At 64.1% G+C, this 25,032-nt stretch carries 20 protein-coding genes; 4 read left to right on the top strand and 16 right to left on the bottom strand.

All coding sequences use genetic code 11. From position 1 onward, the window contains the following. Positions 1-10 precede the first annotated feature (10 nt). Entirely contained in the window at positions 11-1,354 is a 1,344-nt protein-coding gene (gene pbfA / locus B5V03_RS08730) for a (R)-1-hydroxy-2-aminoethylphosphonate ammonia-lyase (RefSeq protein WP_129269162.1), read from the top strand. Positions 1,355-2,074: 720 nt separating this feature from the next. Here the strand turns inward: pbfA and B5V03_RS08725 are convergent. The 4 genes from B5V03_RS08725 to B5V03_RS08710 form a co-directional block, all read right to left on the bottom strand. Next, on the bottom strand, positions 2,075-3,424 hold the full coding sequence (locus tag B5V03_RS08725; RefSeq protein WP_129269691.1) for a carbohydrate porin: 1,350 nt from the start codon (positions 3,422-3,424) through the stop codon (positions 2,075-2,077). Positions 3,425-3,545: 121 nt separating this feature from the next. After that, on the bottom strand, positions 3,546-4,604 hold the full coding sequence (locus B5V03_RS08720; protein ID WP_129269160.1) for an ABC transporter permease: 1,059 nt from the start codon (positions 4,602-4,604) through the stop codon (positions 3,546-3,548). Next, positions 4,601-6,127, bottom strand: a complete 1,527-nt coding sequence (locus tag B5V03_RS08715) for a sugar ABC transporter ATP-binding protein (protein ID WP_129269158.1) — start codon at positions 6,125-6,127, stop codon at positions 4,601-4,603. Before B5V03_RS08715 ends, B5V03_RS08720 begins: the two co-directional genes overlap by 4 nt. Before the next feature lie 58 nt (positions 6,128-6,185). Then, positions 6,186-7,148, bottom strand: coding sequence for a sugar-binding protein (locus B5V03_RS08710; RefSeq protein ID WP_129269156.1), 963 nt, complete (start codon positions 7,146-7,148; stop codon positions 6,186-6,188). Positions 7,149-7,403: 255 nt separating this feature from the next. On the opposite strand from B5V03_RS08710, the gene B5V03_RS08705 reads away from it, so the two are divergent. Beyond that, positions 7,404-8,672 carry an ROK family protein gene (locus tag B5V03_RS08705; RefSeq protein ID WP_129269154.1) on the top strand — a complete coding sequence of 423 codons (1,269 nt, stop codon included), beginning with the start codon at positions 7,404-7,406 and terminating at the stop codon, positions 8,670-8,672. A gap of 98 nt (positions 8,673-8,770) precedes the next feature. Here B5V03_RS08705 and B5V03_RS08700 read toward each other — a convergent pair whose 3' ends face one another. The 7 genes from B5V03_RS08700 to B5V03_RS41390 all read right to left on the bottom strand — a co-directional run bounded on the left by B5V03_RS08700 (position 8,771) and on the right by B5V03_RS41390 (position 15,687). Beyond that, positions 8,771-9,295, bottom strand: coding sequence for an SMI1/KNR4 family protein (locus B5V03_RS08700; RefSeq protein ID WP_129269152.1), 525 nt, complete (start codon positions 9,293-9,295; stop codon positions 8,771-8,773). Positions 9,296-9,498: 203 nt separating this feature from the next. Next, positions 9,499-10,248, bottom strand: coding sequence for a phosphorylase (locus tag B5V03_RS08695; protein ID WP_164987877.1), 750 nt, complete (start codon positions 10,246-10,248; stop codon positions 9,499-9,501). Next, positions 10,245-12,212, bottom strand: a complete 1,968-nt coding sequence (gene shc, locus B5V03_RS08690; RefSeq protein ID WP_129269148.1) for a squalene--hopene cyclase — start codon at positions 12,210-12,212, stop codon at positions 10,245-10,247. Before shc ends, B5V03_RS08695 begins: the two co-directional genes overlap by 4 nt. A gap of 80 nt (positions 12,213-12,292) precedes the next feature. Further along, on the bottom strand, positions 12,293-13,549 hold the full coding sequence (gene hpnE, locus B5V03_RS08685; RefSeq protein ID WP_129269146.1) for a hydroxysqualene dehydroxylase HpnE: 1,257 nt from the start codon (positions 13,547-13,549) through the stop codon (positions 12,293-12,295). Further along, entirely contained in the window at positions 13,549-14,388 is an 840-nt protein-coding gene (gene hpnD / locus B5V03_RS08680; RefSeq protein WP_129269144.1) for a presqualene diphosphate synthase HpnD, read from the bottom strand. The genes hpnE and hpnD overlap by 1 nt, the downstream gene beginning before the upstream one ends. Then, on the bottom strand, positions 14,378-15,262 hold the full coding sequence (hpnC, locus tag B5V03_RS08675) for a squalene synthase HpnC (protein WP_129269142.1): 885 nt from the start codon (positions 15,260-15,262) through the stop codon (positions 14,378-14,380). Before hpnC ends, hpnD begins: the two co-directional genes overlap by 11 nt. Before the next feature lie 191 nt (positions 15,263-15,453). Next, a complete protein-coding gene (locus B5V03_RS41390) occupies positions 15,454-15,687 on the bottom strand; it encodes a hypothetical protein (protein ID WP_164987876.1) in 234 nt (77 codons plus the stop codon). 458 nt (positions 15,688-16,145) lie between these two features. On the opposite strand from B5V03_RS41390, the gene B5V03_RS08660 reads away from it, so the two are divergent. After that, entirely contained in the window at positions 16,146-16,643 is a 498-nt protein-coding gene (locus B5V03_RS08660; protein ID WP_129269138.1) for a hypothetical protein, read from the top strand. Positions 16,644-16,707: 64 nt separating this feature from the next. Next, positions 16,708-17,553: a hypothetical protein gene (locus B5V03_RS08655; protein ID WP_129269136.1), complete on the top strand. Its 846-nt coding sequence runs from the start codon at positions 16,708-16,710 to the stop codon at positions 17,551-17,553. Positions 17,554-17,569: 16 nt separating this feature from the next. Here B5V03_RS08655 and B5V03_RS08650 read toward each other — a convergent pair whose 3' ends face one another. The 5 genes from B5V03_RS08650 to B5V03_RS08630 form a co-directional block, all read right to left on the bottom strand. After that, positions 17,570-18,352, bottom strand: a complete 783-nt coding sequence (locus B5V03_RS08650) for a class I SAM-dependent methyltransferase (RefSeq protein WP_164987875.1) — start codon at positions 18,350-18,352, stop codon at positions 17,570-17,572. Positions 18,353-18,425: 73 nt separating this feature from the next. After that, on the bottom strand, positions 18,426-20,792 hold the full coding sequence (locus B5V03_RS08645; RefSeq protein WP_129269132.1) for an efflux RND transporter permease subunit: 2,367 nt from the start codon (positions 20,790-20,792) through the stop codon (positions 18,426-18,428). A gap of 205 nt (positions 20,793-20,997) precedes the next feature. Beyond that, positions 20,998-21,783, bottom strand: a complete 786-nt coding sequence (eutC, locus tag B5V03_RS08640) for an ethanolamine ammonia-lyase subunit EutC (protein ID WP_129269130.1) — start codon at positions 21,781-21,783, stop codon at positions 20,998-21,000. Between the two features lie 6 nt (positions 21,784-21,789). Next, positions 21,790-23,376, bottom strand: coding sequence for a B12-binding domain-containing radical SAM protein (locus B5V03_RS08635; protein ID WP_164987874.1), 1,587 nt, complete (start codon positions 23,374-23,376; stop codon positions 21,790-21,792). Positions 23,377-23,530: 154 nt separating this feature from the next. Then, a complete protein-coding gene (locus tag B5V03_RS08630; protein ID WP_129269126.1) occupies positions 23,531-24,913 on the bottom strand; it encodes an ethanolamine ammonia-lyase subunit EutB in 1,383 nt (460 codons plus the stop codon). Positions 24,914-25,032 lie beyond the last annotated feature (119 nt).

The raw sequence follows: 25,032 nt of genomic DNA, 5'->3' as shown, positions 1-25,032 counted from the left end.
CGCGTCTGACATGAGCGAGTCTCGCATAAGCGCCTCCGAGGGCGACGTCAATTTGTCGGCGGAGCGGGGATCGTTTCAGCAGCGCCACATCGACGCAGAGACCCAAAGTTGGCTTGACGAGGACGAGCGCTGGTTCCTGCGACAGTCGCTGTCGACGCCTTGCCTGAACGTGGCCACCGCCGCCGAAGGCAGCCACATCGTCGATCTCCAGGGGCGGCGCATCCTCGATTTCCACGGCAACAGCGTGCATCAGGTCGGCTACGGTCATCCTCGCGTGGTGGCGGCCATCAAGTCGCAACTCGATACCCTGCCCTTCTGCCCGCGCCGCTACACCAACAAGTCCGCCATCGACCTCGCCCGGCGCCTCGTTGAATTGGCGCCCGCGCCGCTGGAGAAGGTGCTGCTGGCACCCAGCGGGTCAGCTGCAATCGGCATGGCACTGAAGCTCGCGCGCTATGCGACCGGACGACACAAGACGGTGTCGATGTGGGACGCGTTTCACGGCGCCAATCTCGACGCGGTCTCGGTCGGCGGCGAAGCCCTGTTTCGGCGCGGCGCTGGCCCGCTGCTGCCGGGCACGGAGCATGTGCCGCCGCCGGGACTGGCCGCGCGCTTCTTCGGACAGGACGGCCATGCGCATGAGCGCCTCGCCGACTACATCGATTATGTCCTCGAGGTGCAGGGCGACGTCGCGGCCGTGATCGCCGAGCCGATGCGTTGGACCACGGTCGAACTGCCGCCGCCCGGCTTCTGGCCCCGCGTGCGCGCGAGCTGCGATCGGCACGGGGCGCTCCTGATCTTCGACGAGGTGCCGAGTTGCCTCGGCCGCACCGGGACCATGTTCGTCTGCGAGCAGGCCGAAACTGCGCCCGACATTCTCGTGCTCGGCAAGGGACTGGGCGGCGGCATCATGCCAATGGCAGCTATGGTGGCGCGGGCCGATCTCGACGTGGTGCCCGAGGGAGCGCTCGGCCACTACACCCATGAGAAGAGCCCGGTCGGCTGCGCTGCAGCCCTCGCCACGCTCGATGTGATCGCGGAGGAAGGGCTGCTTGCCACAGCGCGTGTCCTCGGCGCGCACGCCCTCGAACGGCTGCGATCGATCGCAGACCGGTACCCCCTGATCTCCGAGGTGCGCGGCGCAGGTCTCTATCTCGGCGTCGAGATCGGCCGTCGCGACGAGGCCGAGGCCAACGCGCGCGCGGAGCGCCTCTTGTATCGCTGCCTGGAAGCAGGCCTGAGCTTCAAGCTCGGCGGCGGCAACGTGGTCACGCTATGCCCACCGCTGACGATCTCGCGCGCTGAACTCGACCGGGCCCTCGATATCCTCGAAGAGGCGATGTCAGCCTTGTGAGGAGATCGCGACGCGCACGCTTCGCGACACCGCGCTCCATCCGGGCAACGGTCCGTGCCCTCCTTTGCTGGGCCGATCCGAGCGGCCGTCCTGCAAGAACGTGAAAAACAACCCCATGCACAGTAGAAGCGCGGCTGCCGGACGGTACGATGTCCATTCGATCAAGCCATTGCCGCGCCGAGCAAATCGGCGACAAACGGGCAATGGCCGGGATTCCGCGGTGCTGCACCGCAATTCGAGGCACGCCGTCAGGTTCAGCGCAATTCAAGGTCGGCACCAATTTCGTATTTTACGAATTCTCGTTGACGCGTCGGGCAAAACAGTGGCATTATGCCATCGTGGCTCATTCGACAGCGGCACCACCCAGTGGGCGACGCGCAGAGCCTCTGTTTTCAGGAAATCCAATGCACGATTTCAGCGACAGCCGAGCGCTGTCACCGTAATTCTCGTGTCTCACTTAAGGGGTGCAGTCCAGTGCGGTCGCCACGAACCAAAAGGCCCGATCGCCATCGCGACCGGGCCTTTTCTTTTGTTCAGCTTTGCGTTCGGCGCGTGGGTTGCGCCGGGCAGCGATAACCTCGGGATGACCGAAGTCCCGGTTGCAGGGCGGCTCGGCTCATGGCGGGGCCGCCGCATGTTGCGTACACTCCGATGGGACTTATTGGCATGCCCGTCGACGGGCATGCCCCCGGCTTTCGCATCAGGCGGGTCAGCGTCACATCAGAAGTGCACCTCGGTGCGCATGCCGAGAACCACGGCATTGTCGGTCTTCACGCCTGCGGCGTTATATCCACGCCCGCCGGGATTGATCACATACTGGGCGTCGAACTTGAGGTTCAGCCACCCGGTCGCCTGCCAGCCGTACCAGACTTCGATCGGCACTTCGTTGCCGCCGGCGTTGGGGCTCAGCGCGGCCGAGTTCACGTGGGTCGTGCCCACGGCGAAGCCGACTTCGTCCTGCGGACGCCAGGTGAACGTTCCGGTATGCCGGAAGCCCCCGGCGATCTGGTAGTCCTGGTATGACGTTCGGTGATCGGCAACGGTCGTATTGAGGAAAGTATACCAACCCACCGCACCGGGACCATCAACGGTCAAGCGCTGAATGATGGACTCGTACACGCCGAAGCGGCCACGTTGATCCCCGAGATTCTGATCGGGGACGCCACCGATGCCCGGGATGGTGGTGGTGATACCGGGCAGACCGCCATCAATGCTCGACGCGTTGTCATACCAGCCGCCCAATCTCCAGGTCCCGTTCAACGGTCCCTTCGGCGCCCAGACCAACTCGACGGGCACCAGGACGCCGCTTGCGGGATTTGAGCGGGGGACGCCCGGCAGGAAGTAGACGGTCGGATCGTCCGTCGTCAGGTAATTCGGGTTGGCGTCGTAGACGCCGACCGAAATCGTGAATTCCGGCGCGATCTTGTAGTGCACGACGCCGGCCCACTGGCTCACCGGCCAGTTATAGATGTAGCCGCCCTGGATGTTGCCCGGCTGGCCGCCGCAGAAGGTCAGGTTGATGAACTCGCACAGGCCGAAGAAGAAATCGGAGCCGACAGGCAGACGGCCGCCCTTGAGTTCGAGGCGGTCATCGAAAAGCTTCTGCGAGTAGTAGAGCTGCGTCAGGCGCAGGATGTTACCGCGGCCGAACACTTCGTTGGTCAGCTGCAAGGCGGGAATGCCCGCCTGGTCATTCAGATTACGGCCAAAGCGATCGACCAGCGTCAGGCCGATCGTGCCGCCGGGGATGCCGGCAAGCTTCGCCATGTCGAACTTCGCGCCGAACCACAACTGACCAGCGTTCGCCGCAGTGTTCTTGCTTCCACCCGTGACGTTGCCGACGGCCTCGTCACCCAGCGTCAGGCCGATATCGATGCCCCGCTCCTTCAGCCTTGTCCTGCCGAGATCGCCGAACAGGTACGGCCTGGTCCAGAAGTCATCGGTTTCGGCATAAGGAACAGGCGCAGCTTTCGTTACAAGATCGGCCGCATGCACTCCACCACCCAACAGCGATGACAAAGCAATCCCGACACCGCACACACGTGCAGTGCTCACTAACCTGCGCAACATTTTCGTCGTCCTCCCGCGTCTTGGGCTTGGTCTATTTTGCCTCACGTCCTTGCCCGAAGCCCACGGGCCTGAAACGCGTTCCGTCCCCCAGAAGGCCGCCAACGACGCGGCCTCGTGTCTGTCATGCCTGATCGCCTGTTCGCGTTGGCACCACGGCCGCGCCGCGCGGCGGTGCGCTCTTTTCTTGTGCAGATGCGGATCGCGGCGTGGTGCGTGCGACGCTGGCCAGCGCCACCTTGCGCCGACGACGTGCCTGCAATTGCTGATCCGCCAGCACGCCGATCAGGATCACCGTCCCCATCACCGCGAAGTTCAGGGAATTGGGAATCCCGAGGATGTTCACGAGGTTCTGCAGCACTTGCAGCAGCGCGGTCCCCAGCACGATGCCGAGAATGGAGCCCTCGCCTCCGCGCAGGCTGCACCCGCCCAGCACGGCCGCCGCGATCGCGTAGAGTTCGTAGAAGTTGCCAAACGAGCTCGGCGAGACCGAGTTCGTGTAGAACACGAACAGGACCGTTGAAACGCCGGCGAGCCCGCCGCTGATGATATAGGCGGTTGCGATCACGAGATTGGTGTTGATGCCGGAGAAGCGCGCCGCTTCCTCGTTCTTCCCGACGGCATAAAGCCAGCGCCCGTAAACCGAGCGATGCAGCAGCACGCCGAGGACGAGCGCAAGGATGATCAGAAGGATGAAGGTGTTCGGGATGCCCGCCACGTTGCCGGAGGCGATGCTGCTCAGCGTCCCGGCCTCGTCGCCATAGCCGAAGCCGCGTGTCGAGTCGCTCGTATAGTACCGGGCGGCGCCGCGATAGATCAGCAACCCACACAGCGTCACGATGAAGGGCTGCATCTTCAGCCGGGTGACGAGGAAACCCTGAATTCCTCCCAGCACCAGGCCGCCCAGCAGCACGGCCAGCAGCGCGAACGGCCAGGGAACCTGATAAGTCGTCAGAAGGTCGATGAAGACGACGCCGAGCAGCGCGAACATCGAGCCGAGCGAGAGGTCGATGCCGCCGGTGATGATCACGAGCCCCTCGCCCAGCGCGAACACGCCGAACAAGCCGATCAGATTGGCCATATTCAACAAGTTCACCAGCGACAGGAAGGCCGGATTGATCGCGCCCGTGATGGCGGCGATCACGACCAGCAGCATGCCCAGGCCGAGTTCTTTCTTGATCATGGCGCGGCCGCTTCCACGGTTTCCAGCGCCTGGCCGATCGCAAGCTGCAACACGTTGTATTCGCTGAACTGCGGTCGCTCCAGCACGCCGCTGACGCTCCCTTCATGCATCACCGCGACCCGGTCGGAGACGCCAATGACCTCCTCCATGTCCGAAGAAATCATCACGATTGCGACGCCATGGTCTGCGAGCTCGCGCATCAGCGCATAGATCTCGCTCTTGGCACCGACATCGACGCCCCGGGTCGGCTCGTCGAAGAACATCACGCGCGGCTGCATCGAAAGCCACTTGCCCAGCACGACCTTTTGCTGATTGCCGCCGGAGAGCGTCACGGCCTCCGTATCGATGCTCGCCACCTTGATGGAGAGGCGCCTCACCTGCTCTTTCGCGACCTTGCGCTCGTCCACGCTGCTGACCAGCCACATCCGCGCATAGTTCAGCAGGCTCGCCAGCGTCACGTTCTCCCGGATCGGGAGCTCCAGCACGAGCCCGGATTTCTTGCGATCCTCCGGCATCAGATAGATGCCCTGCCTGATCGCGTCCCGCGGCGATGCGACATCGACCGGCGCGTTGTCGATCCTGATCTCGCCGCCCAGCAGCGGGTCAATGCCGAAAGCCGCGCGGGCAAGGGAGGTGCGGCCGGCGCCCACCAGCCCTGCCAGTCCGAGTATCTCGCCATGCCGCACGGACAGATCGATCTGCCGGTCGGGAAAGGCCGATGTCACGAGGCCGACGATGTCGCAGCCGCCCGGCTGCGGCGGCCGCTTCGGCGGCGTATGCAGCGCTTTCAGGTCGCGACCGATCATCAGCCGGATCATTGCGGCATGGCTCAGCCCGTCGCGCGCCAGCTCTCCCACCGTGCGCCCGTCGCGGAGCACCACGACGCGGTCGGCGCAGGTCATGATCTCGCCGAGCCGGTGAGAGATGTAGATCACCGAGATGCCGTGCGCCTTCAGATCGGCAATCACGTCCAGCAGCCGCTCAGTCTCCGAAATCGTGAGGCTGGAGGTCGGCTCGTCCATGATGATCACGCGGGCGTCGATCGAGAGCGCCTTGGCGATCTCCACCAACTGACGCTCGGCGATCGACAAATTGTCGACCAGCGTGTCCGGGGTGAAATCGGCGCCCAGCCGCTCCAGCAGCGGCGTCACGCGGGCGCGCATCTGCGCGTCGTCCACCAGCTTGAGCGGTCCGCCGACAAGCCTCTCGCGTCCGATGAAGACGTTCGCGGCGACGTCGAGATTTTCGAACAGGTTCAGTTCCTGATGCACGAAGGCGATGCCGGCCTGCGTCGCCTCGTTCACCGTCAGACGGGCGTGGTCGGTGCCGCCGATGCGGATCACGCCCTCGCTCGGCGCGATCACGCCACCCAGCACGCGCATCAGCGTCGATTTGCCGGCGCCGTTCTCGCCGATCAGGCCCAGCACCTCGCCGCGGTACACACGCAGGCTGACGTCGTCGAGGGCCATGACCCCGGGATAGGACTTGCTGATCCCGGCGAGTTCGAACAGGATTTCCGCCATTCATCTCCTCCCGCACGACGCCCGACTGTGCCAGCCGGGCGTCGAAAGGCGCTGAAAGTCACTTCTTCAGCAGTCCCTTCAGATTTGCGGTGAATTCCGCGACGTTGGCCTTGCTGATCACCTGGGTTGGCACGATCAGCTTGCTGTCAGCCGGGATCCAGGACTTGTCGCCGTTCAGCGTCTTGATGATGTTGGTGGCGGAGAGATACCCGAATTCGTACGGCTGCTGCACGACAGTGGATTCGATTGTGCCGTCGGATATTCCCCGCAGCGTGCGCTGATCCTCGTCGAACCCGACAATCTTCACCTTGCCGGCCTTGCCCGCCGCCTTGACCGCGTCATAGATCAGCGGCGTCTCGTAACTCCAAAGGCCTGATAACAGCGCGATGTCGGGATATTTGACGAGCACGTTCTCGATATTCGCCTTGGCCTTGGCGAAGTCCACCTGGTCGGTGAACACGTCGACCAGTTCGACCTTGGTGCCGGCGATCGCATCCTTGATCCCCTGCACCCGCTCGCGGGCATTGTCCGCGTCCATCGTGCCGACGAACAGCGCGATCTTGCCGCCGTTCGGCAGCGCCTTCTTGATCTCCTCGCCTGCCTGCCGCCCGGCCGCGACGTTGTCGGTGCCGATATAGGCGAGACGCTTGCTCTGCGGCGCGTCGCTGTCCGTCGTGATCAACACGGTCTTGGCCGCAACCTTGTTGAGCTGCTCGGTCGCGTGTGGCGCATCGTCGACCGAGATGGAGATGCCGGCGACGCCGCGCACCAGCAAATCGTCCAACTCGCGCCGCTGGCCCGCCGCGGTGCCTTCGTTGGTGACGATCAATTCGATATTGTATTCCGGATGTTCCTTCTGCGCCTTTTCGAGCCCGCGGCCGGCGATGGTCCAGAAGTCGGCCGCAACATTGGTGACCAGCGCAATGGTCTTCTTTTGCTGGGCCTGCGCTGTCCCCGTCGCCATCGCGAGCGCGGCGGTCGCGAGCAACGGCACTAGCAATTTTGTCATTGATCCGTTCATGTTCACCTCCCTTTGGTCACCCCGGCTGAGGGGCTTCACGACGCTTTTGCGCCTTATTTTATTTACGTAGCGAAGAAATGTCGCAGAGCAAAAACATCGAAATCGGGATGTACTGGCTCCTTCTTCAAGCGGAGATAGTACATGCGGTATGATATTAGTAAATATGGGTCTCAGACGACGCTTTCTGGCTGTGCTTTTTCGATCACACCACCAACTTCCAGCTATTAACTTCACAAAATGAATTAAAGAGACAACATGGTTGACCAAATTGAGCCGCCGAGACGCATTTCAAGCCCTGCCCGCGGCTCGAACCGCGGCCGCCTCGTGGAAGTCTTGCGACGCCAGGGGCCGTTGCCGCGTGTGGAGCTCGCACGGAGTACGGGACTGAGCTTCCCCGCCGTTTCCGGCCTGACGTCGCGGCTGATCGCGGAGGAGTTGCTGTGCGAGACCGAGACAGCGGCAACCTCATGGCCCGACGACACCGACGAAGACGATGCGGACGGACTGAACGGCCGCCGCCGTGGCCGGCCCGCCGTGCTGCTGACCCTGAACCCGGAGTTCGGCCGCATCATCGCGATCTCGCTGCGCATGAATCTGATTGAAACGCTGATCGCGGATTTCAGCGGCTCCGGCCTGGCGCAATCGCGGCTCGAAATCGCGACGCGGGCTCTCGATGCGGGCGCGCTGTGCGATCTCGTGATTGCGCAGATCGATGCGATGCTTGGAGCGACGGCCACGCCGCGCCATCGCCTGTTGGGAATAGGCATTGCCCTGCAGGGTATCGTGAACGCGGACACCGGCCGGCATCTGTGGAGTCCGGCACTGTCCGTCACCGATATCGACCTGGTGAAGCCGGTGCGCCAGGCCTTCGGCGCCGAAGTCGTAATGGCGAACGACGCTGTCGCGGTTGCGCTCGCACTCTCTGCCGCGGAGCCGTCACTGGCGCAGGGCCTCTCGGCCACGATCATGGTCGGCCACGGCGTCGGCATGGGCGTCGTTGTCGACGGTGAAGCGCGCTGGGGCGCCGGCGCCGGCAGCGAAATTGGCCATATCAAATTGGGATCGAACGGGCCGCAATGCCGCTGCGGCCAGCGCGGCTGCATCGAGGCCCATCTCGCCGACTACGCGCTCTACCGCGACGCTCGCACCTTTCTCGACTTGCCGCCGGCGGCCTCGCAGCAGCCTTCCGAGGCGCAGATGGCCCTCCTGCGCGAGCGCGCGCGGGGCGGCGATCCCCGGCTCGAGCACGTATTCCAGCAGGCAGGTCGCGCGCTTGCCGAGGCGGTCGCGGCAACGATATCCGTGCTGCGCCCACACCATGTGATCCTGGCGGGACCCGGCCTGCAGGCGTTCGACATGATGCGCCGCGCCTATGAGGAGCGGCTCGAGCAAGCGGTGTTGCCATGGCTGCTCAAGTCCACGGCGATCTATCTGCGTCCAAGCGAGTCGGCGGCAATTGTCGAGGGCATGGTGCGACGGACGCTGTGGGTCGTGGACCGAACCCGCATGGAGGCGACTGAGTGAGCACGGGAAGGCGCCAAAATACAGAAGGCCCGGTCGCCAATGGTGGTGACCGGGCCTTTCTCTTGTTCAGCTCAAGCGATGCGCAGGCTGCTGCCCGGTCACAAGCTGCGGAATGCGGGAAGAGCTTGAAAAATGGAAAGCGGAAATGCCCGACAGCGGATCGATCTTTCGATCACGCCCTCGATGAACTGGGTCAGGCAACATGCAAAATGTTCGTAGTCAGGACTGCGCGCCTCGTTCACGACAATTGTCCAATCAGCTGCACCGCCACTTGTGAGCCAATGGATTACATCTCCATTGTCCGTGATGCCTACCGGCAATAGGCCGCCTTTGATCGGGTGCAGCTTGAACGGGATTTGTTCGCCGAACGTGTCTTGCAAAGCAAGCAGCACGTCCAACTGCCGCCTGGACTGCTTCGGCAAATTTAGCTCGGGTCTCGTGGAGAAGGGATTTAGAATCGTAAGGAACTCTCCGATCACACCGCTTCCGTAGATTCCTATGAATCTCTTGAAGTCATCCGGGAACGCGACGCCCATGGCGTCTTCAATGGAGGACCAGTCGCCTGTTGCTTCCAAGGGACGTAGTGGGGGCTCTAATTTGCGGACGAGTGATTCAAGCGACATCCAATGAATACCCCGGAGGACTAACAACAGTCACGTCGAGCGGAAACCACGCGAATCTTCACGTTGCAAGGTGCCGGATTGCGCTTCCGCCTTCGCTCGCCGAGCTATGGCGGGCAATTTCGCTCCGTCCGGGTTACGGCATCAAACGAAAAAGCCCGATCGCCGATGGCGACCGGGCCTTTCTTATTTGATCGACGCAGCGCTCAGGCCGCCTCGGCGACCACGGCCTCCCTCTCGACCAGCTCCGTGCCGATCAGATAATCGCGGCAGCCGCGCAAGGAACGCAGCGCGCGGTTGAAGTCGATGCCGGTCGAGACCAGCGCATGCAGCGTCGCCGGGTTGCGCACGATGCCGCGCAGCACGGCGGCGAGGTCGATCTGGCCGTTTGGCTTGATGGCGGCGCGGGCGAGTGCCGGAAGGGCGCGATGGGCGGGATCGCTGATGACGCGGACGGCGGCGAAGGGTAGCCCGGCCTCGGCGGCGTAGGCGGCCGCGATGTGGCTTTCCATGTCGACGGCGGACGCGCCGGTCTCGGAGTGCAGCGCCGCCTTGCAGGCGCGCTTGGTGACCACTTCCTCGGCGCCGGCGAGGCTGCCGCGCACGACGCGGCGGCGGCCCGAGGTCAGGCGGTCGATCAGGTCGTCACCGAGCGACAGGCCGGCGGCCCAGCGGGTATCGCCGGAGAGCACCTCGGTCGCCAGCACGACGTCGCCGGAGCGCAGCGTCGGGTCGAGCCCGCCGGCCACGCCGAACGAGATCACGCCGCGAATCGTCTCGGGATCCACCACGGTCAGAAGTGCCCGCAACTGGGTCGGGCTGCTGGACGAGCAGATCACGGCCATGCCGGGCCCGGCCGCGATGCGGGCCTCCTGAACCAGTCCAGTCACGATCAAGATCGGCCGCGGATCAATGGCATTGCCCGCGGTAAGATAGTCCCCCGTCCCCAAAGTCACATCCCGACCCCTACCACCCTGCTGTTGGTGTTCCGCAAGTTCCGATACCGCGCCAACGCCCACAGCGGAAAGAACTTCGGGTAACCATGATACCGCAGATAGAATACACGCGGAAAGCCCGTGGCGGTGTACCGCTGCTCGTCCCACAGTCCTTTTTTGTTCTGTGTTGCAATCAGGTACTCCACCCCGCGGGCGACGGCCGGGTGATCAACCTCGCCTGCCGCCATCAGGGCAAGCAAGGCCCATGCCGTTTGCGAGGCGGTCGAGGGGGCTGCTTCCCAGCCCTTGTAGTCGAGCCGGTAGCTGACGGCATCCTCGCCCCAGCCGCCGTCCTGGTTCTGGATCGAGGCCAGCCAGCCGGCGGCCTTCCGGATCATGGGGTCGTCGTGGCGGACGCCGGCCATGTTCAGGGCACAGAGCACCGACCAGGTTCCATAGATGAAGTTCATGCCCCAGCGGCCGTACCAAGACCCTTCCGGGTGCTGGGTCTTGCGGAGGTAGGCAACACCATCGGCGACGTGCTTGCTGCTCTTCTCGGTCTCACCGAGCTGGGCCAGCATCGAGATGCAGCGCGCCGTGACGTCCTCGGTCGGCGGGTCGAGCAGCGCGCCGTGGTCCGAGAACGGGATGTTGTTCAGATAATATTCGAGATTGTTGACGTCGAAGGCAGCCCAGCCGCCGTCGTCGCTCTGCATACCCTCGATCCACTCCCGGCCACGGTCGATCGCGGCATCATAGCCGGTCGCACCGTGCTCCCGGCGCATGCGGTCCATCGACATCACCACCACCGCGGTGTCGTCGAGATCGGGATAATGCGCGTTGTTGTACTGGAAGGCCCAGCCGCCCGGACGTACGTCGGGCCGCTTCACCGCCCAGTCGCCCTTCACCTCGAGCTCCTGCTTCGGGATCAGCCAGTCGAGGCCCTGCTTGGCCGCAGGCACCGCCTTGTCGCCGCCGGCTTCCAGCAACGCATGAGCCGTCAGCGTCGTATCCCACACCGGCGAGACGCAGGGCTGGCAATAGGCCTCGTCGTCCTTGATCACGAGCAGCTTGTCGATGCCCCGGCGCGTGATCGCGCGCGGCGGGAAGTTCTCGTCCTTGCCGAGCGCGTCGTACATCATGACGATGTTGGCCATGGGCGGATAGATCGCGCCCATGCCGTCCTCGCCGTTGAGCCGCTCCTCGGTGAAGGCGAGCGCGGCATCGATCGCGCGCTTGCGCAGGCGCTTCGGAAACATCGGCTCGACCACGCGCAAGATCGCATCGAGCGCGCGGAACAGCACGAACCAGGCCATGCTCTGGTGCGGCGCCTTCGCGGTCATGCCGATCGAGCGCGGATCCTGCAGGAACAACTCGTCGATGCCGACGCCCTTCGGATTCCTCGCCAGCGGCTTCAGCGCGGCGATCACCATCAGCGGCACCATGGTGGTGCGCGCCCAGTAGGAAATCTTGTTGAGGTGGAACGGCGACCAGAACGGCAGCAGCACGATCTCGATCGGCAGCACCGGCACCGCGCGCCAGGTCACCACACCGAACGTCGCGAGCAGGAAGCGTGTGAAGACGTTGCTGTTGATCGCACCGCCGCGGGAATGGATCGCCTCGCGCGCACGCACCATATGCGGGGCATCGACGGAATCGCCGATCATCTTCAGCGCGAAGTAGGCCTTCACGCTGGCGCTCATGTCGAACGCGCCGTCATGCACCAGCGGCCAGCCGCCATGGGCGCCCTGAACGCGGCGCAGATAGTTCGCGATCTTGGCTTCGAGCGCGGTGTCGACGGGCTCGGCGAGATAATGACGCAGCAGAACGTATTCGGCTGGAATCGTGCAGTCGGCCTCGAGCTCGAACACCCAATGGCCGTCGGCTTGCTGCAAGCCGATGACGCCTTCGGTCGCCGACGCGATGCTCGATTCCAATACTTTCGATTCCAAAGCTTCGCGGCTGGTCGCGTTCACGGAATCCATCTCGCTCGATTGCTCCGATAGTCGATTGAAATTGAGTTGCCTTGGAAGTGAGCTGGACATTTGCCCGTCAGGGCCGCTTTTCAAGATTTCTTGGCGGCCAAAACCAGATCTGCAGCACGATCACCTGATCGAACCGATCCCTCGATGGTTGCAGGCAATCCCGTAGCAGTCCAGTCGCCGGCGAGGAACAGGTTTTTCAGCGCAGTGACCGGTCCTGGACGCAGGGCATTCTGTGCCGGCGTGGCCGCAAATGTGGCGCGGCGCTCGCGCACGATCTGCCACGGCGGCAGTTCGCCGGACACCCCACCCGCCTTGCAGACATCGTTCCAGATCGCCTGCGCGAGTTCCTCGCGCGGCATGTCGACCAGACGATCGCCATTGCTGATGGTCACGGACAACCGGTTCGGAAACGCGAACAGCCATTCCACGACGCCGCCGATCACGCCGAGAATCGGCGCCGAACCCGGCGGCGGCGCAATACGGAAATGCGCATTCACGATAGCGCGGAATTCAGTCGGCGCCGTCAGGCCCGGCAGCAGGCTCGTCGCCGCGCGCGGGGGCACCGCCATCACGATCATATCGCCTGCAGCGAGCTGGATCACATCCTCGCCGCCGAAATTCAGCGCGCTGACCTTGCCGTCAGTGGTGACGAAGGAACGCAGCTCATGGCCGAGCTGAACGGTGTGCCCGCGTTCCTGCAGGAATTTGACGGCCGGCTCGATCAGCACATCGCTCAGGCCATCGCGCGCGATCAGCGGACGGCAGGCCTGCCCGCCGGCGAGCAGCGTCTCGCGCACGATCGCACCGGCAAGCCCGGCCGAACCCTCGGGCGGATCGACGTTGAGCGCGGCGAGCAGCAGCGGCTGCACCAGGCGTTGATAGAGCACGCCTTCGCAAGGAATGGACTTGCCGACCAGCGTCTCTTCCGACGCCCAGATCAGCGGCGCCAGCTTGAGATAATCGGTGAGCCCGGTGTCGGGAACGCGGCGGCTCTCGTCGAGCACCCAGGCGGGCCACCTGCCAGCGCCGAGATCGATCTGCCAGCGCTGTCCGGTCTTGATATCGACGAAGGGAAACTGCGCACTGTCGGGGCCGACGAGGCCGGCCTCGGTGCCGATCGAGCGCGCATAGGCGCGCGCGTGACTGTTGCCCGACAACAGCAAATGATTGCCGTTGTCGATGGTGAGATTGGTGGCGCCGTCGAAATAGGAACGGCAGCGGCCGCCGGCCTGGTGCGTCGCCTCATGCACAGCGACCTTGAAGCCGGCATTGGCGAGCCGCACGGCGGCGGAGAGGCCAGAAATTCCGGCACCGATGATGTGAGCTGTGTTTTGCATCAGATGAAAGCGTAACGGAGCAGGATCAGGATGCGTGTGACTTTCGACACACGCACCGGCTCGCGCGGCGCGTTGAAGCCGCGCGCGATCAGGAGGTCCAGAATGGCATGATAGTATTTCGACATCATCCGCGGCGCGCGCACCGCGCGGCGCTTGTTGCGGTTCATGATCTCGTCCGACTTCTCGAAATACACCTTTGCGCGCTGCGCCAGCGGCAGGCAGACCTTTGGCAGCGCACGCTCGACGATCACGCGGTTCGGATCGTTGGAGGTGATGCCGGCATGCAGCAGCGCTTCGCGCGGCAGGTAGAGCCGCCCGAGGCCTGCGTCCTCGTCGATGTCGCGCAAAATGTTGGTGAGCTGGAGCGCGCGGCCGAGATGATGGGCGAGCTCGATGCCGTCCGCTTCCGGCAGGCCGAACACGCGTACCGACAATCGTCCCACGGCGCTGGCGACACGGTCGCAATAGAGATCCAGCGTCGCCATGTCGGGCGCGCGGATGTCCTGCGGCACGTCCATCTCCATGCCGTCGACGATCGCGAGGAAATCCTCGCGCTTGAGGCCGAAGGTTTTCACGGAGCCGACGTAGTCGGCAAGGCGCGGCGGCGGATTACCCTGATAGAGCGCGTCGATGTCGTTGCGCCACGCCTGCAGCGCGGCGAGCCGTTCGTCGCGCGGACCGTCGGAATCGGCGATGTCGTCAACCTGGCGGCAGAAGCTGTAGATCTGGAACATGGCTTCGCGCTGGTCATGCGGCAGGATGCGCATCGCAGCGTAGAAGGAGCTGTTCGATGCGGTCGAGCCATAATTGGCGCTGGGCGCGGCCGCCTCAAGCGTCATGTGCGGTCCCCGGTCTGGAAATGGCCTTGCGTCCGATCGCGCGGCGGCCGGCTTCGCCGATCATCCCGGCGAGGCTGAAGGCGAGCAGCTCGAACTTGTTCAGATGCACGCGCTCGCGCAGGGGATCGCGCACCTGCAACAGCCGCACGATGCGATCGGCATAGGCCTGGATCACCGCAACGTCGACGCCGAGGCGAAAATCTTTGATCTCCGCGCTGAGCGACCTGCCCTCGTCAAGCAGCGCTGCGTTACGAACGGCAAGCCCCTGAAGGCAGGCCAGCATTGCCGGCGGCGACTCGGCAAGCCCGAGCTGCTCGACGGAAGCACCGCTCGCAGCCAGCGCATCGCGCGGCAGATAGACGCGATTGAGCTCGCGGAAATCCTTGCCGCAATCCTGGAGGTGGTTGTTGATCTGGAGCGCCGCACAGAGCGCGTCCGAGGCAGCCCACGTCGAGGTGCTCTCGCCGTGGACATCGAGCATGAAGCGCCCGACCGGCATCGCCGAGTAGCGGCAATAATGGATGACCTCGTCCCAGTTCTCGTAACGCAGCTTGGTCACATCCATGCGGAATGCAATGAGCACATCGAGCGCGTGGCGCGGCGCCATGCCGCGCTCGGCCAGCGCGCGGCGCAGGGTGACGGCTTCGGCCTGGGTGTCGCCCCTGCCGAGCAGTTCCGCCTCGAACAGGTCGAGCAAGCGTAGCTTCTCGTCGGGCGGCAGGGTCGCGTGATCGGCGATGTCGTCGGCGGTGCGGACGAAATTGTAATACGCCAGGATCAGCGCACGATGACGCGGATGAATGATCCAGGACGCGACGGGAAAATTCTCGTCGCGGTCACCTTTGCCGGATCGCAATTCGCTCGCAGAGGTCATCGAATGCTGGCTTACAATCGTTTGGACAGGGAGGGCTTTTTCGCTCACGCGGGCTCATGCCGACGATGCCGCCGCGGCCCCCATATAGGGGAATACGGCCGCAAAACCAATCCTGTCTCTCGATGGCAGCCCTTCCGGATCCGGCCCGAAAAGGCGGCCCCAGGACCGCCTTTGTGGGCCAGTGGCCGAGCTTACTGATTGTGGCTCTTCAGGACCTGGTCGCAGGCCTGCGAGATCTTGGCCCGGTTCTCCTTGAGGCAGGCCAGGATGGTGAAATCGCCCTGGTCGATGACCGGACGGCAGAACTTCTGCACATCGCGCGTGCAGGCCTTCTGCTCGGCGTCCGTGCCGCGTCCTGCTTGGGCGAAAGCCGCGGTGGAAAGGGAGGCCGACAGCAGGGTGAGAGCGACGAGAAGCTTACGCATTGTATTCCTTCGTTCTGACGGCAGAAGCGCACCGGTCCCGGACAGCACAGGGCGGACGGCCGGAGCGGATTGTTCTGATGGCAAGTCGCCGCGGAAAGTGCGACCTCGGAGAAGGCACAAGCACTGGCAAATGCGGCCAAATTGGCGCCGCGCCCACCAAATCAGGTCTTCCCCGAGCCTTCCTTGGCAGATGTAAGGGTTTGATACTACGTCATAATTCAGGCACCACGCATTTTACTGCACGTCTGTTGCAGCGCTGCATCGCCCCACCCTGCCGTTTCGGCCAGAAACATGCCGAAACACAGCAAATCGCGAGGTCCAAGCATTGCACAGGTGCCTGGTGAACCGCCATCTCTGGCGATCAGGCGTTGAACCTGACACAGGCTCGGAACACTAAACCTTCGATGTGGCGAGACGTCCCCGATGAGCGGACGTCGTTCCAAAACGGGATATTTGTGATGAAATTTTTTGGACGATCTGCACTGGCGATCAAGGCGGCCGGCATCGGGGCTGCGCTGCTCTTCTCAGTTTCGGCAAGCCACGCGCAGTCGTCCGGACCGTTTGCCGGCTTCGACGGCGCGTGGACCGGCACCGGCACGGTGTCGCTGTCCGACGGTTCCACCGAACGGATTCGCTGCAGGGCGGACTACAAGGTCGCCGGCACCGGTCTCAACCTCAAGCAGGCGCTGCACTGCGCGTCCGATAGCTACAAGTTCGACCTCACCAGCGACGTGACGAGCCAGGGCGAGCGGATCTCCGGCAACTGGAGCGAGACCAACCGCAACATCTTCGGCAATCTGCAAGGCACCGCCGGCGGTGGTCAGATCGAGGTGTTCGTCGAGGCCAACGGCTTCGCCGCCAATCTGTCGCTGCGCACCAACGGCACCAAGCAGACGGTGCAGATCTCCTCCAAGGGCGAAATCCGCGGCGTCAACATCACGTTGACGAAGGGCTGATTGCACTTCCAGATCAATGGCAATACGGCCCTCGGTTCTCGCGAGCCGGGGGCTTTTTGCTGATATGAACCATCTGCGCAGGCACCTGCTCAAAGCCATCGGGCTCTTCGCCGCCAGTCGGGCGTGGGCCAATGATCAACCGTCGATCCAGCGGAGGACGGACATGCAGCCTTCGTCCGTGAAGCCACGTCACGTGCTCTGTTTCCTCGGCACGGATGACAGCCTGCTGCATCCGCCCAAGGCGGTGGCCAAAACGATCGCGGATTTCAACTTCGAAATCGATCGCACTTATTCGCAAGGAAAGCCCGATCCCCACATGGAGCGATCGTTCGGGGTGTGCTGGGATCGCGTCTTCCCCAACGCATGGTCCGCCGCCGACGAAACCGCGGTGACCAACCATAAAGCGGTGCTCTACGTGCTGAGCCCGCCGCTGGAGCAGCAGAAATCAGTCGCCTATTCGGCAGCCGCCTTGCGCATCGTCGAGGAGATGATCGAGGCCGGCGCCACCGCCGTGAAGGGCGAAAGCGCGGGCGTCGCTCATGGTCTCAAACGATGGATGCAATTGGCCGGCGAGTGCAAGGCGGCGGCGAGGACGAACCAGGGCCTCGCCGTGACGGCAGCGATGAGCCGGACCTGCCGCCTCGCCTTCGCCAAGCGCCCGCTCGGCGACAACAGCTACAACGAAAGCGTCGGCTTCCACCTCGTCGGGCTGCCGGAGGTCTATGTCGCGAAGTCGCACGGCAGCGATCGGGACGCAGCCAAGTTGATCGACGAGATCGCCGACGACATGGCGGAGCACGGCGTCGACGCGACCTTGCGCGGGCGCAAGCTCGCACTTTCGCGAGAATCGCAATACGCCGACGACGATTTCAAGTTCAATCCATACGGGATCGTCCACGTCGAGGCGTGAGCCGAAGCGCGCCGGATCAGTCCTTGCGCGCGACGCATTCGCACCGGCATCTGAAATAGACTGCGTCTGGATCGGCTCCCCAGGCCTCCCATCCGGCAAGCGCGGCCTGAATCTCATCATCCGCGGCGAGCCCCTTGCCCACGAGTTGCGGTCCGAGGCCAAGCAGGCTTCGCCTGGCGTCGGCGACGGCCTCGCTGCGGCTCGCGGCATCGGCACTGTGGTTGACATAGCTGGCGCCCGCCCAGACCGGTGTGAAACCGTGGGCGCGAAGAATGGAGCTCTGCCGGCGACCGAAGAAAAGCGCCTTGGGATCGTCGTGCTCGTACCAGCGCTGCCAGAGATCGAGCGCGAGGCGCACGCCGTCGATTTCGGGGTGAAGCACATTGCCGCCGACATCGGCGTCGCGCGTTGCGAGGAAGCCACCCGGCTTGAGTACCCGGCGGGCTTCCGCCAGCGTCCGGGTCAGTACCGCCTCGCTCTGATGGTAGAGCACCGCATGAAAGAACACGGCGTCGAACGATCCATCCTCGAACGGCAGCGCCGTCATGTCGGCTTCGGCAAAGGTGAGGTTGGTCAAGCCCGCCTCCGCCGCGCGTGCGCTGGCGGCGGCGATCGCCCTCGGCTCGATATCGACGCCGACTGCGCTTCCAACAATGCCCGCGAGCGCTACCGTGATGGTCCCGGGTCCACAACCGGCGTCGAGCAGGATCGTGTCCGACGTCAGGAACGGAACGAAAAAGGCGGCTGAATCGCCGCCTCGCTTCTGCTGAAACTCCACGATGGAGCCGTCGTGCCGCATGGCGCATCCTCGACCGGAACTCCGGCGCAGTCGTTCAGACTGCGCCGATTCCATGTCCGGTGGATGAAGCCGCTCAGATCGCCGGCTTATCAGGGCCTTGCAGCTTGGCGTGCAGGTTGATCAGCCACATCGCCGTCGGCCGCAGGATGAAGAGGTCGGCGACGAGCGCCATCACCATCGAGAACGCGCTGAGCCAGCCGAACAGCCGCAGCGACGGCAGGTCGGAGAACACGGTGACGACGAGGCCGCAGGCCAGCACCAGCGTGGTCAGGATCAGCGCCGGGCCGACCAGCACGGTCGCGCGCTCCACCGCGAGCGCCGAACCGACGCCCGGCTTGCTCTCCAGCCTGAGGCGATTGAGGAAGTGGATGGTTGCGCTCAGGCCCAGGCCGAACGAGACGGTGAGCGCGACGACGCTGGCGAATTGCAGCCCCTCGCCCATCGCCCACAGCACCGTTCCCGACATCACCACCGGGAAGATGCCCGGCAGGATGCAGGCGAACATCACGACCCAGGAGCGGAACGCCAGGCCGATGAAGATCGCGACCAGCGCGAACTCGACGGTCAGGCCGCGGTTGAGTTTCTCGATCATGCCGGCCGAATTGCGCGCGGCGATGGCGGCAAGACCCGTCACCGCAACCTCGTAGCCGGGGTGCTTCTTGCGGACAGCGTCGAGTTCGGAATCGAGTTTCTCGACGATCGGCAGAAGCTGGCTGGAATCCTTGTCCGGCACGCGGCCTGCGACCACGACGGCATCCTGCTCCGCATCGATGAAGCGCCGCACCAGATGCTCGGGAATGACGCTCACATATTCCTTGAGCGTCGCGACGTCGGCGCCGCCGGCCTTTTCCGCAAGCCAGCGGCGCAGGGTCTCGAGCGACCAGACATTGCCGACACCGGCGGCTTTCTCGACGGTCGCGTGCACGTCTGCGATGGTCTGCAGCGTCTCCGGTGAGTAGAGCGTCTCACCCTTGGGGAACTGGATCAGCACGTTGACCGGGTTGGCGCCGGTGAGCTTGGCGTCGAGGCGGTCGCTGGCGGCAACCGCCTGGCGCTTGTCCGGCACCTGGTCGGCGAGCCGGTAGCGCGGCTCGAGATTGGCATAGATGACGCCGAGGCCCGCGACGAACACCACCGCGATCAGGCTGAACAGGCCGGGGCGGCCCACCATGCGCACCGCGATCCAGTAGCAGAAATTGCGCAGCGCCTGGACGCCGGCATCGGCGCTCTGGAACTTGGTCGCAAAGACTTTCTCGTTGCGCACCAGCAGCACGCCGAACACCGGCACCAGCGACAGCACCGCGACCAGCGCGATGATGGTGGCGGCGAGACCCGCCTCGCCGAATTTGCGGATCAAGTCGGAGTCGGAGAACTGGAGCGCGATGAAGGAAATGCCGGCGGTGCCATGCGTCAGCACGCAGGCCGGGCCCACCACCAGCACGGCGTTCTTGAATGCGGTGAACTTGTCCTGGCCTGCAATCAGCCGGTCGCGCGCGGCAAACGTAAGCTGCATCGAGTCGGAGAAGCTGATCACCATGATGAGCGGCGTCATCACGTTCAGGAACATGTTGAGATTGAAATTGGCCCAGCCGAGCGCGCCGAGCGCCAGCAGGATCGCGATCATCGGCGGGAACGCCGCCGCCACCATGAACGATATCTTCCGGAAGAAGATGATCGCGATGATGCAGCCGGCGAGGATGCCGAGGATGTTGTAGGTGAGGCCGTCGCGCTCGACCGCGTTACGGATCTCGAGCTGCATCACCGGCACGCCGGAGAGCTGCACGTTGAGCCCGGTATCGCTGAGATCTTCCTTCATCAGCCCGCGGATGTCGGCGATGGTCTTGGTCAGCTTGCTGGAGGCAACCACCTCCGGATCGAGCGACAGCACGATCAGCGCCAGCGTGCCGTCCTCCGACAGCAACTTGCCGCGGATGATCTCGTTGTTCTTGACGGTCTCGATGAACTTGTCATAGGCCGCGCCCTCGGGCAGCTCGGGCGGGAATAGCGCCGCCGGCAGCTTGCCCGGCGCCGGCGCCTGGCGCGCGGAGAACAGCGAGACCAGCCCGCGCGTGCCTTCGACCAGCTGCATGTCGGTGACGAAGTCGCGCAGCTTCTCGAGGTTATTCCGCGCCAAGAGGGTCTTGCCCTCGACCACGACGAGGACGTCGAATTCCTCGGCCGGGAACTTCTTTGTCACCGCTTCGTATTGGCGGAATTCCGGCGTGTTGGACCGGAACAGCTGAGACAGCGAATCGTCGATCTTGATCCGGTGGATGCCGAACACCGCGCCGACAATCAGCACGAGCAGGACGATGCAGGAGACGATCGGCGCCCGGACGGCGATCAGCCCGATGCGCTCGAGCCCGAACGCGATCGAGGACGCAGGTCCCTGCTCGACCTTGTCGACATGAACCTCATTCTCGCGGTGCTTTTCGAGCATGCCTTGTCCAGTTCCTAAATCGGCTCAAGCTGTGAACTTATTGCGTCCCGCGAACGGCTTGAAAACGCCATACAAATGGGAGGCTTGCCCTTTGAAAATGCGCGGAAAATCGCCGGCAGCGGTTTAGCAGGTCAATCACCCTTTTCGCAAGCCAGCGGAGGGTGGCCAAATCGATCAAGATGCGGCGATTTTGACGGAATGCCCGTCATTCGGGCAAAGCCGTGCCAATTCGACGCGGCGCGCGGTCGCCGCTCTCGTCTTTCAGCGCCACCCCAGTGACTTCCCGCGCCAGCCCCTCGCGGACCAGCCAGGCGATCTTGAAGGCGGCCTCCTGATAGCTCAACCCAGCCTTGTGGATGTTCGACACGCAATTGCGCTCGGCGTCGGTGCAGCCGGGTTTTGGTGCGAAGGTCAGATAGGCACCGAGACTGTCGGGCGCGGACAGGCCGGGCCGCTCGCCGATCAATGTCACGACCATGCGTGCACCGAGAATGGCGCCGATCTCGTCGCCAAGCGCGACGCGCGCGCCTGAGGCCACGACGATTTGGCCGACCGCGACATCGCCCGCTTCTTTGAGCAACGGCAACAGGTGCTTCAGCAAACCCACCGCATGGGCGTGGATTGCCGCTGCGGACAGGCCGTCGCCAATCACGACCGCGATCTGGCATGGCCCGCTCGCACCTCGCGCCAGAAGCTCCGCCGATTCGGCATCAAGCTGTCGTCCCAGATCGGGACGCCGCAGATAGTCCCTGCGGTCGACCGCACGGCTCCGCGCCTCGGTGACGACGAGACCAAGCGCGCGCAGCTCTACAACCAGTCGCGGCGCGTCGAAGGCAGCGTGCACGGCGTCGCGGGCGCGGGCATGGTCCAGCGTGAAGTCGAGCAGTGCCTTCGTCGGTACGCTTGCGCCGCTGCGTCCGAGCGCAACGCGCGCGGGCGTGAGCGACCTGAGATCAAGGGTCGGGCGACGCGGGACGGCCGGATCAGACATGTCGCATCATTCGGCGGGAACGGAGGCCTCGCGCAGTCGGATCGAATAGTTCGAGGCGTTCTGCTTGCCGCTGGAGGCCGCGCGCGCAAAGGTGATGAGGTGGTGTGCGATCAGGGTGCAGCCGATCAGCCCTTCGAGGTCACCCTGCTTGATGCGCCCCATCGCGAATTTCCAGAACACGCGCTTGTAATCGCCGAGCACGCCGACTTTCCAGAAGATGTTGCGCATCATGATCAGACCACGCCTGATGTTCCGCCAGGTCTTCATCTCGTCGGGCACCGGCATCTTGAGGCGATGCGGATAGGTGTGGTCGCATTGATACTGGAAGCGCGCGAACACCTTTTCCGGCTCGTAGGCGACACTCATGGCGTGCTTCCAGGACGCGACGACGTCGTCGTAAGGAAGCAGGAAATTGACGTTGGAGTCGCGCCCGTCGTCCTCGATCAGGCGCCCTTCCCGCTCCAGCCGGTCCCACAGCGGCGTCTTCGGCAGCGCCTGGAGCAGGTTGATGGTGAGCAGCGGAATGCGCGATTCCTCGACGAACGCGAGCAGCGCGTCCGCGGTGTTCGCCTTGTCGGTGTCCAGCCCCATGATGATGCCGGACACGACCTCCATGCCGTAGGAGTTGATGGTGCGCACGCCTTCGAGGATCGGGACCATCATGTTGTGGTCCTTGTGCATTGCCTTCAATGCGTCGGGATCAGGCGTCTCGATGCCGCAGAAGATGGTGATGAAATAGGCCTCACGCATCTTCTTGAGGATCTCGGGACGCTTGGCGATGTTGAGCGTCGCCTCGCAGGCAAGCCGCACCACATAGCCGGTCTTCTTCTGCCATTCGATCAGGTGCGGCAGCAGATCCATCGCCGCCTTGCGGTTGCCGATGAAATTGTCGTCGACGAAGTAGACGGTGTCGGTCATGCCGCATTCGCGCAGGCGGTCGAGCTCGGCGATGATCTGTTCCGGCGACTTGATGCGCGGATTGCGGCCATAGAGGCCGGGGATGTCGCAGAACTCGCACTCATAGGGACAGCCGCTGGAGTACTGGATGCTGCCGAGCATGTATTTCTTGACGTCGGCGAGCTCGTAGGCCGGGATCGGAAACTCCGTCATCGGCACGCGGTCCTTGGTGGTCAGCACCACCTGCGCCTCGGGACGCGAGACATCGCGGGATAGGATCTCGAACAGCTGATTGGTGGCGTCGCCGAGCTCGCCGACGTGGAGATAGTCGAAGGACGGATAATAGTCCGGGCAGGCGCTGACCGAGGGACCGCCGAGCGCGACCGGCAAATCGAATTCATGGGCGCGGCGGCAGATGTCGTTCATCTGCTGGCGCTGGATGTGCATCCCGCTGACGAAGACCGCTTCGGCCCACTCGAACTCCTCCTTCGTGGCACGCCGGAGGTTCTCGTCGACGAACTTCACCTGCCAGTCCTCAGGCAGATAGGCCGCGAGCAGCAAGAGCCCCTGCGGCGGCATGAAGGCGCGGACGCCGTCGGTCAGCGGATAGGAATGCTCGAACGTTCCGAACGACGACGTGTAGCGCGGAAATACGCAGAGAATCCGCCGGGCCGTCCCGTTACTTTCAGCTCGCATTGAAGCTCCCCCGCCACACTCAAGATAGCTGCGGAAATTGCCGGCCAGATACATAGCGTAATGCTGCCGCCGGAATTTCTCAATATTGTGGCACCATCTTAATTCGCGAGGGTCACCAATGGTTTCCTCAAGGCGAATTGGCGGTTTTGCCGCGTCAGGCGATCAGCCGCGAGGCAAAATCGGGCAGCAGGCCTGGATCGCCGGCCAGACGGAAATCGGCACCCGCAATGCCTGACCGCACCAGCCAATCGTCGAATTCCGGCGCGCGGCGCAGCGAGAAGACGTCACGGACATAGAGCGCGTCGTGAAAAGACGTCGACTGGTAGTTCAGCATGACGTCGTCGGCGCCGGGGACGCCCATGATGAAGGTGACGCCGGCGGCCGCAAGCAGGGTCAGGAGATTGTCCATGTCGTCCTGGTCCGCCTCCGCATGGTTGGTGTAGCAGATGTCGATCCCGAGCGGCAGGCCGAGCATCTTGCCGCAAAAGTGATCCTCCAGCCCCGCCCGGATGATCTCCTTGCCGTCGTAGAGATATTCCGGGCCGATGAAGCCGACCACGCTGTTGACCAGCAATGGCGCATAGGCGCGGGCGACCGCATAGGCGCGCGCCTCGCAGGTCTGCTGGTCGACGCCGTGATGGGCATTGGCCGACAGCGCCGAACCCTGCCCGGTCTCGAAATACATCACGTTCTCGCCCACCGTACCGCGCTTCTGCGACAGCCCGGCCTGCTGCCCTTCCTTCAGCAGCGCGAGGTCGATGCCAAAGCTGCGGTTGGCGGCCTCGGTGCCGGCAACCGACTGGAAGACGAGATCGACCGGCACGCCTTGCCCGATCAGCGACAGCGTGGTCGTGACATGGGTGAGCACGCAAGCCTGCGTCGGAATCTTCAGCCGCGCGATGATTTCGTCCAGCAGCCGCAGCAATTGCCCGATCACGGCGGGATCGTCGCTCGCGGGGTTGATACCGATGCAGGCGTCGCCCGCCCCCAACAGGATGCCGTCGAGGATCGACGCCGTGATGCCCCTGGCATCGTCGAACGGATGGTTCGGCTGAAGCCGCGTGCTCATCCGGCCCTTCAGGCCGATGGTGTTGCGGAAGGCGGTGGTGACCTCGCATTTCCGCGCCGCCAGGATCAGGTCCTGGTTGCGCATCAGCTTTGAGACCGCGGCGGCCATCTCCGGGGTGATGCCGGGCGCCAGCCTGCGCAGGATTTCGGGCGTGGCGGCGTCCGACAGCAGCCAGTCGCGGAAGGCGCCGACCGTCAACGAGGCCACTGGCGCAAACGCCTTGGCGTCGTGGCTGTCGATGACGAGGCGGGTGACCTCGTCGGCCTCGTAGGGGATGACGGCTTCCTGTAGGAACTGCCCGAGCGGGACGTCGGCGAGCGCCATCCGGGCCGCGATCATCTGCTCGGCGCTGGCGGCAGCGATGCCGGCCAGCCGGTCGCCGGAGCGCGGCGGGGTCGCCTTGGCGAGGAGGTCGCGCAAATCGGGGAAAGTGTAGGTCGTGGCGTCGATGGTGTGGCGGTAGACCAAGGGCCTCTCCGGGGTTCGTCGGCCAGTGACCGACTTCAGCGCGATCCCAAGACTATAGCTTCGGATCAAGACGCTGAAATATCTTACCTTTCTTTCGACTAATGGCGAAGGGGCCGAAC

Source organism: Bradyrhizobium betae, assembly GCF_004123905.1.
GTDB lineage: Bacteria > Pseudomonadota > Alphaproteobacteria > Rhizobiales > Xanthobacteraceae > Bradyrhizobium > Bradyrhizobium betae_A.
Note: the sequence above shows the minus strand (reverse complement) of the source record. Positions and strands in the feature narration are given on the sequence as shown.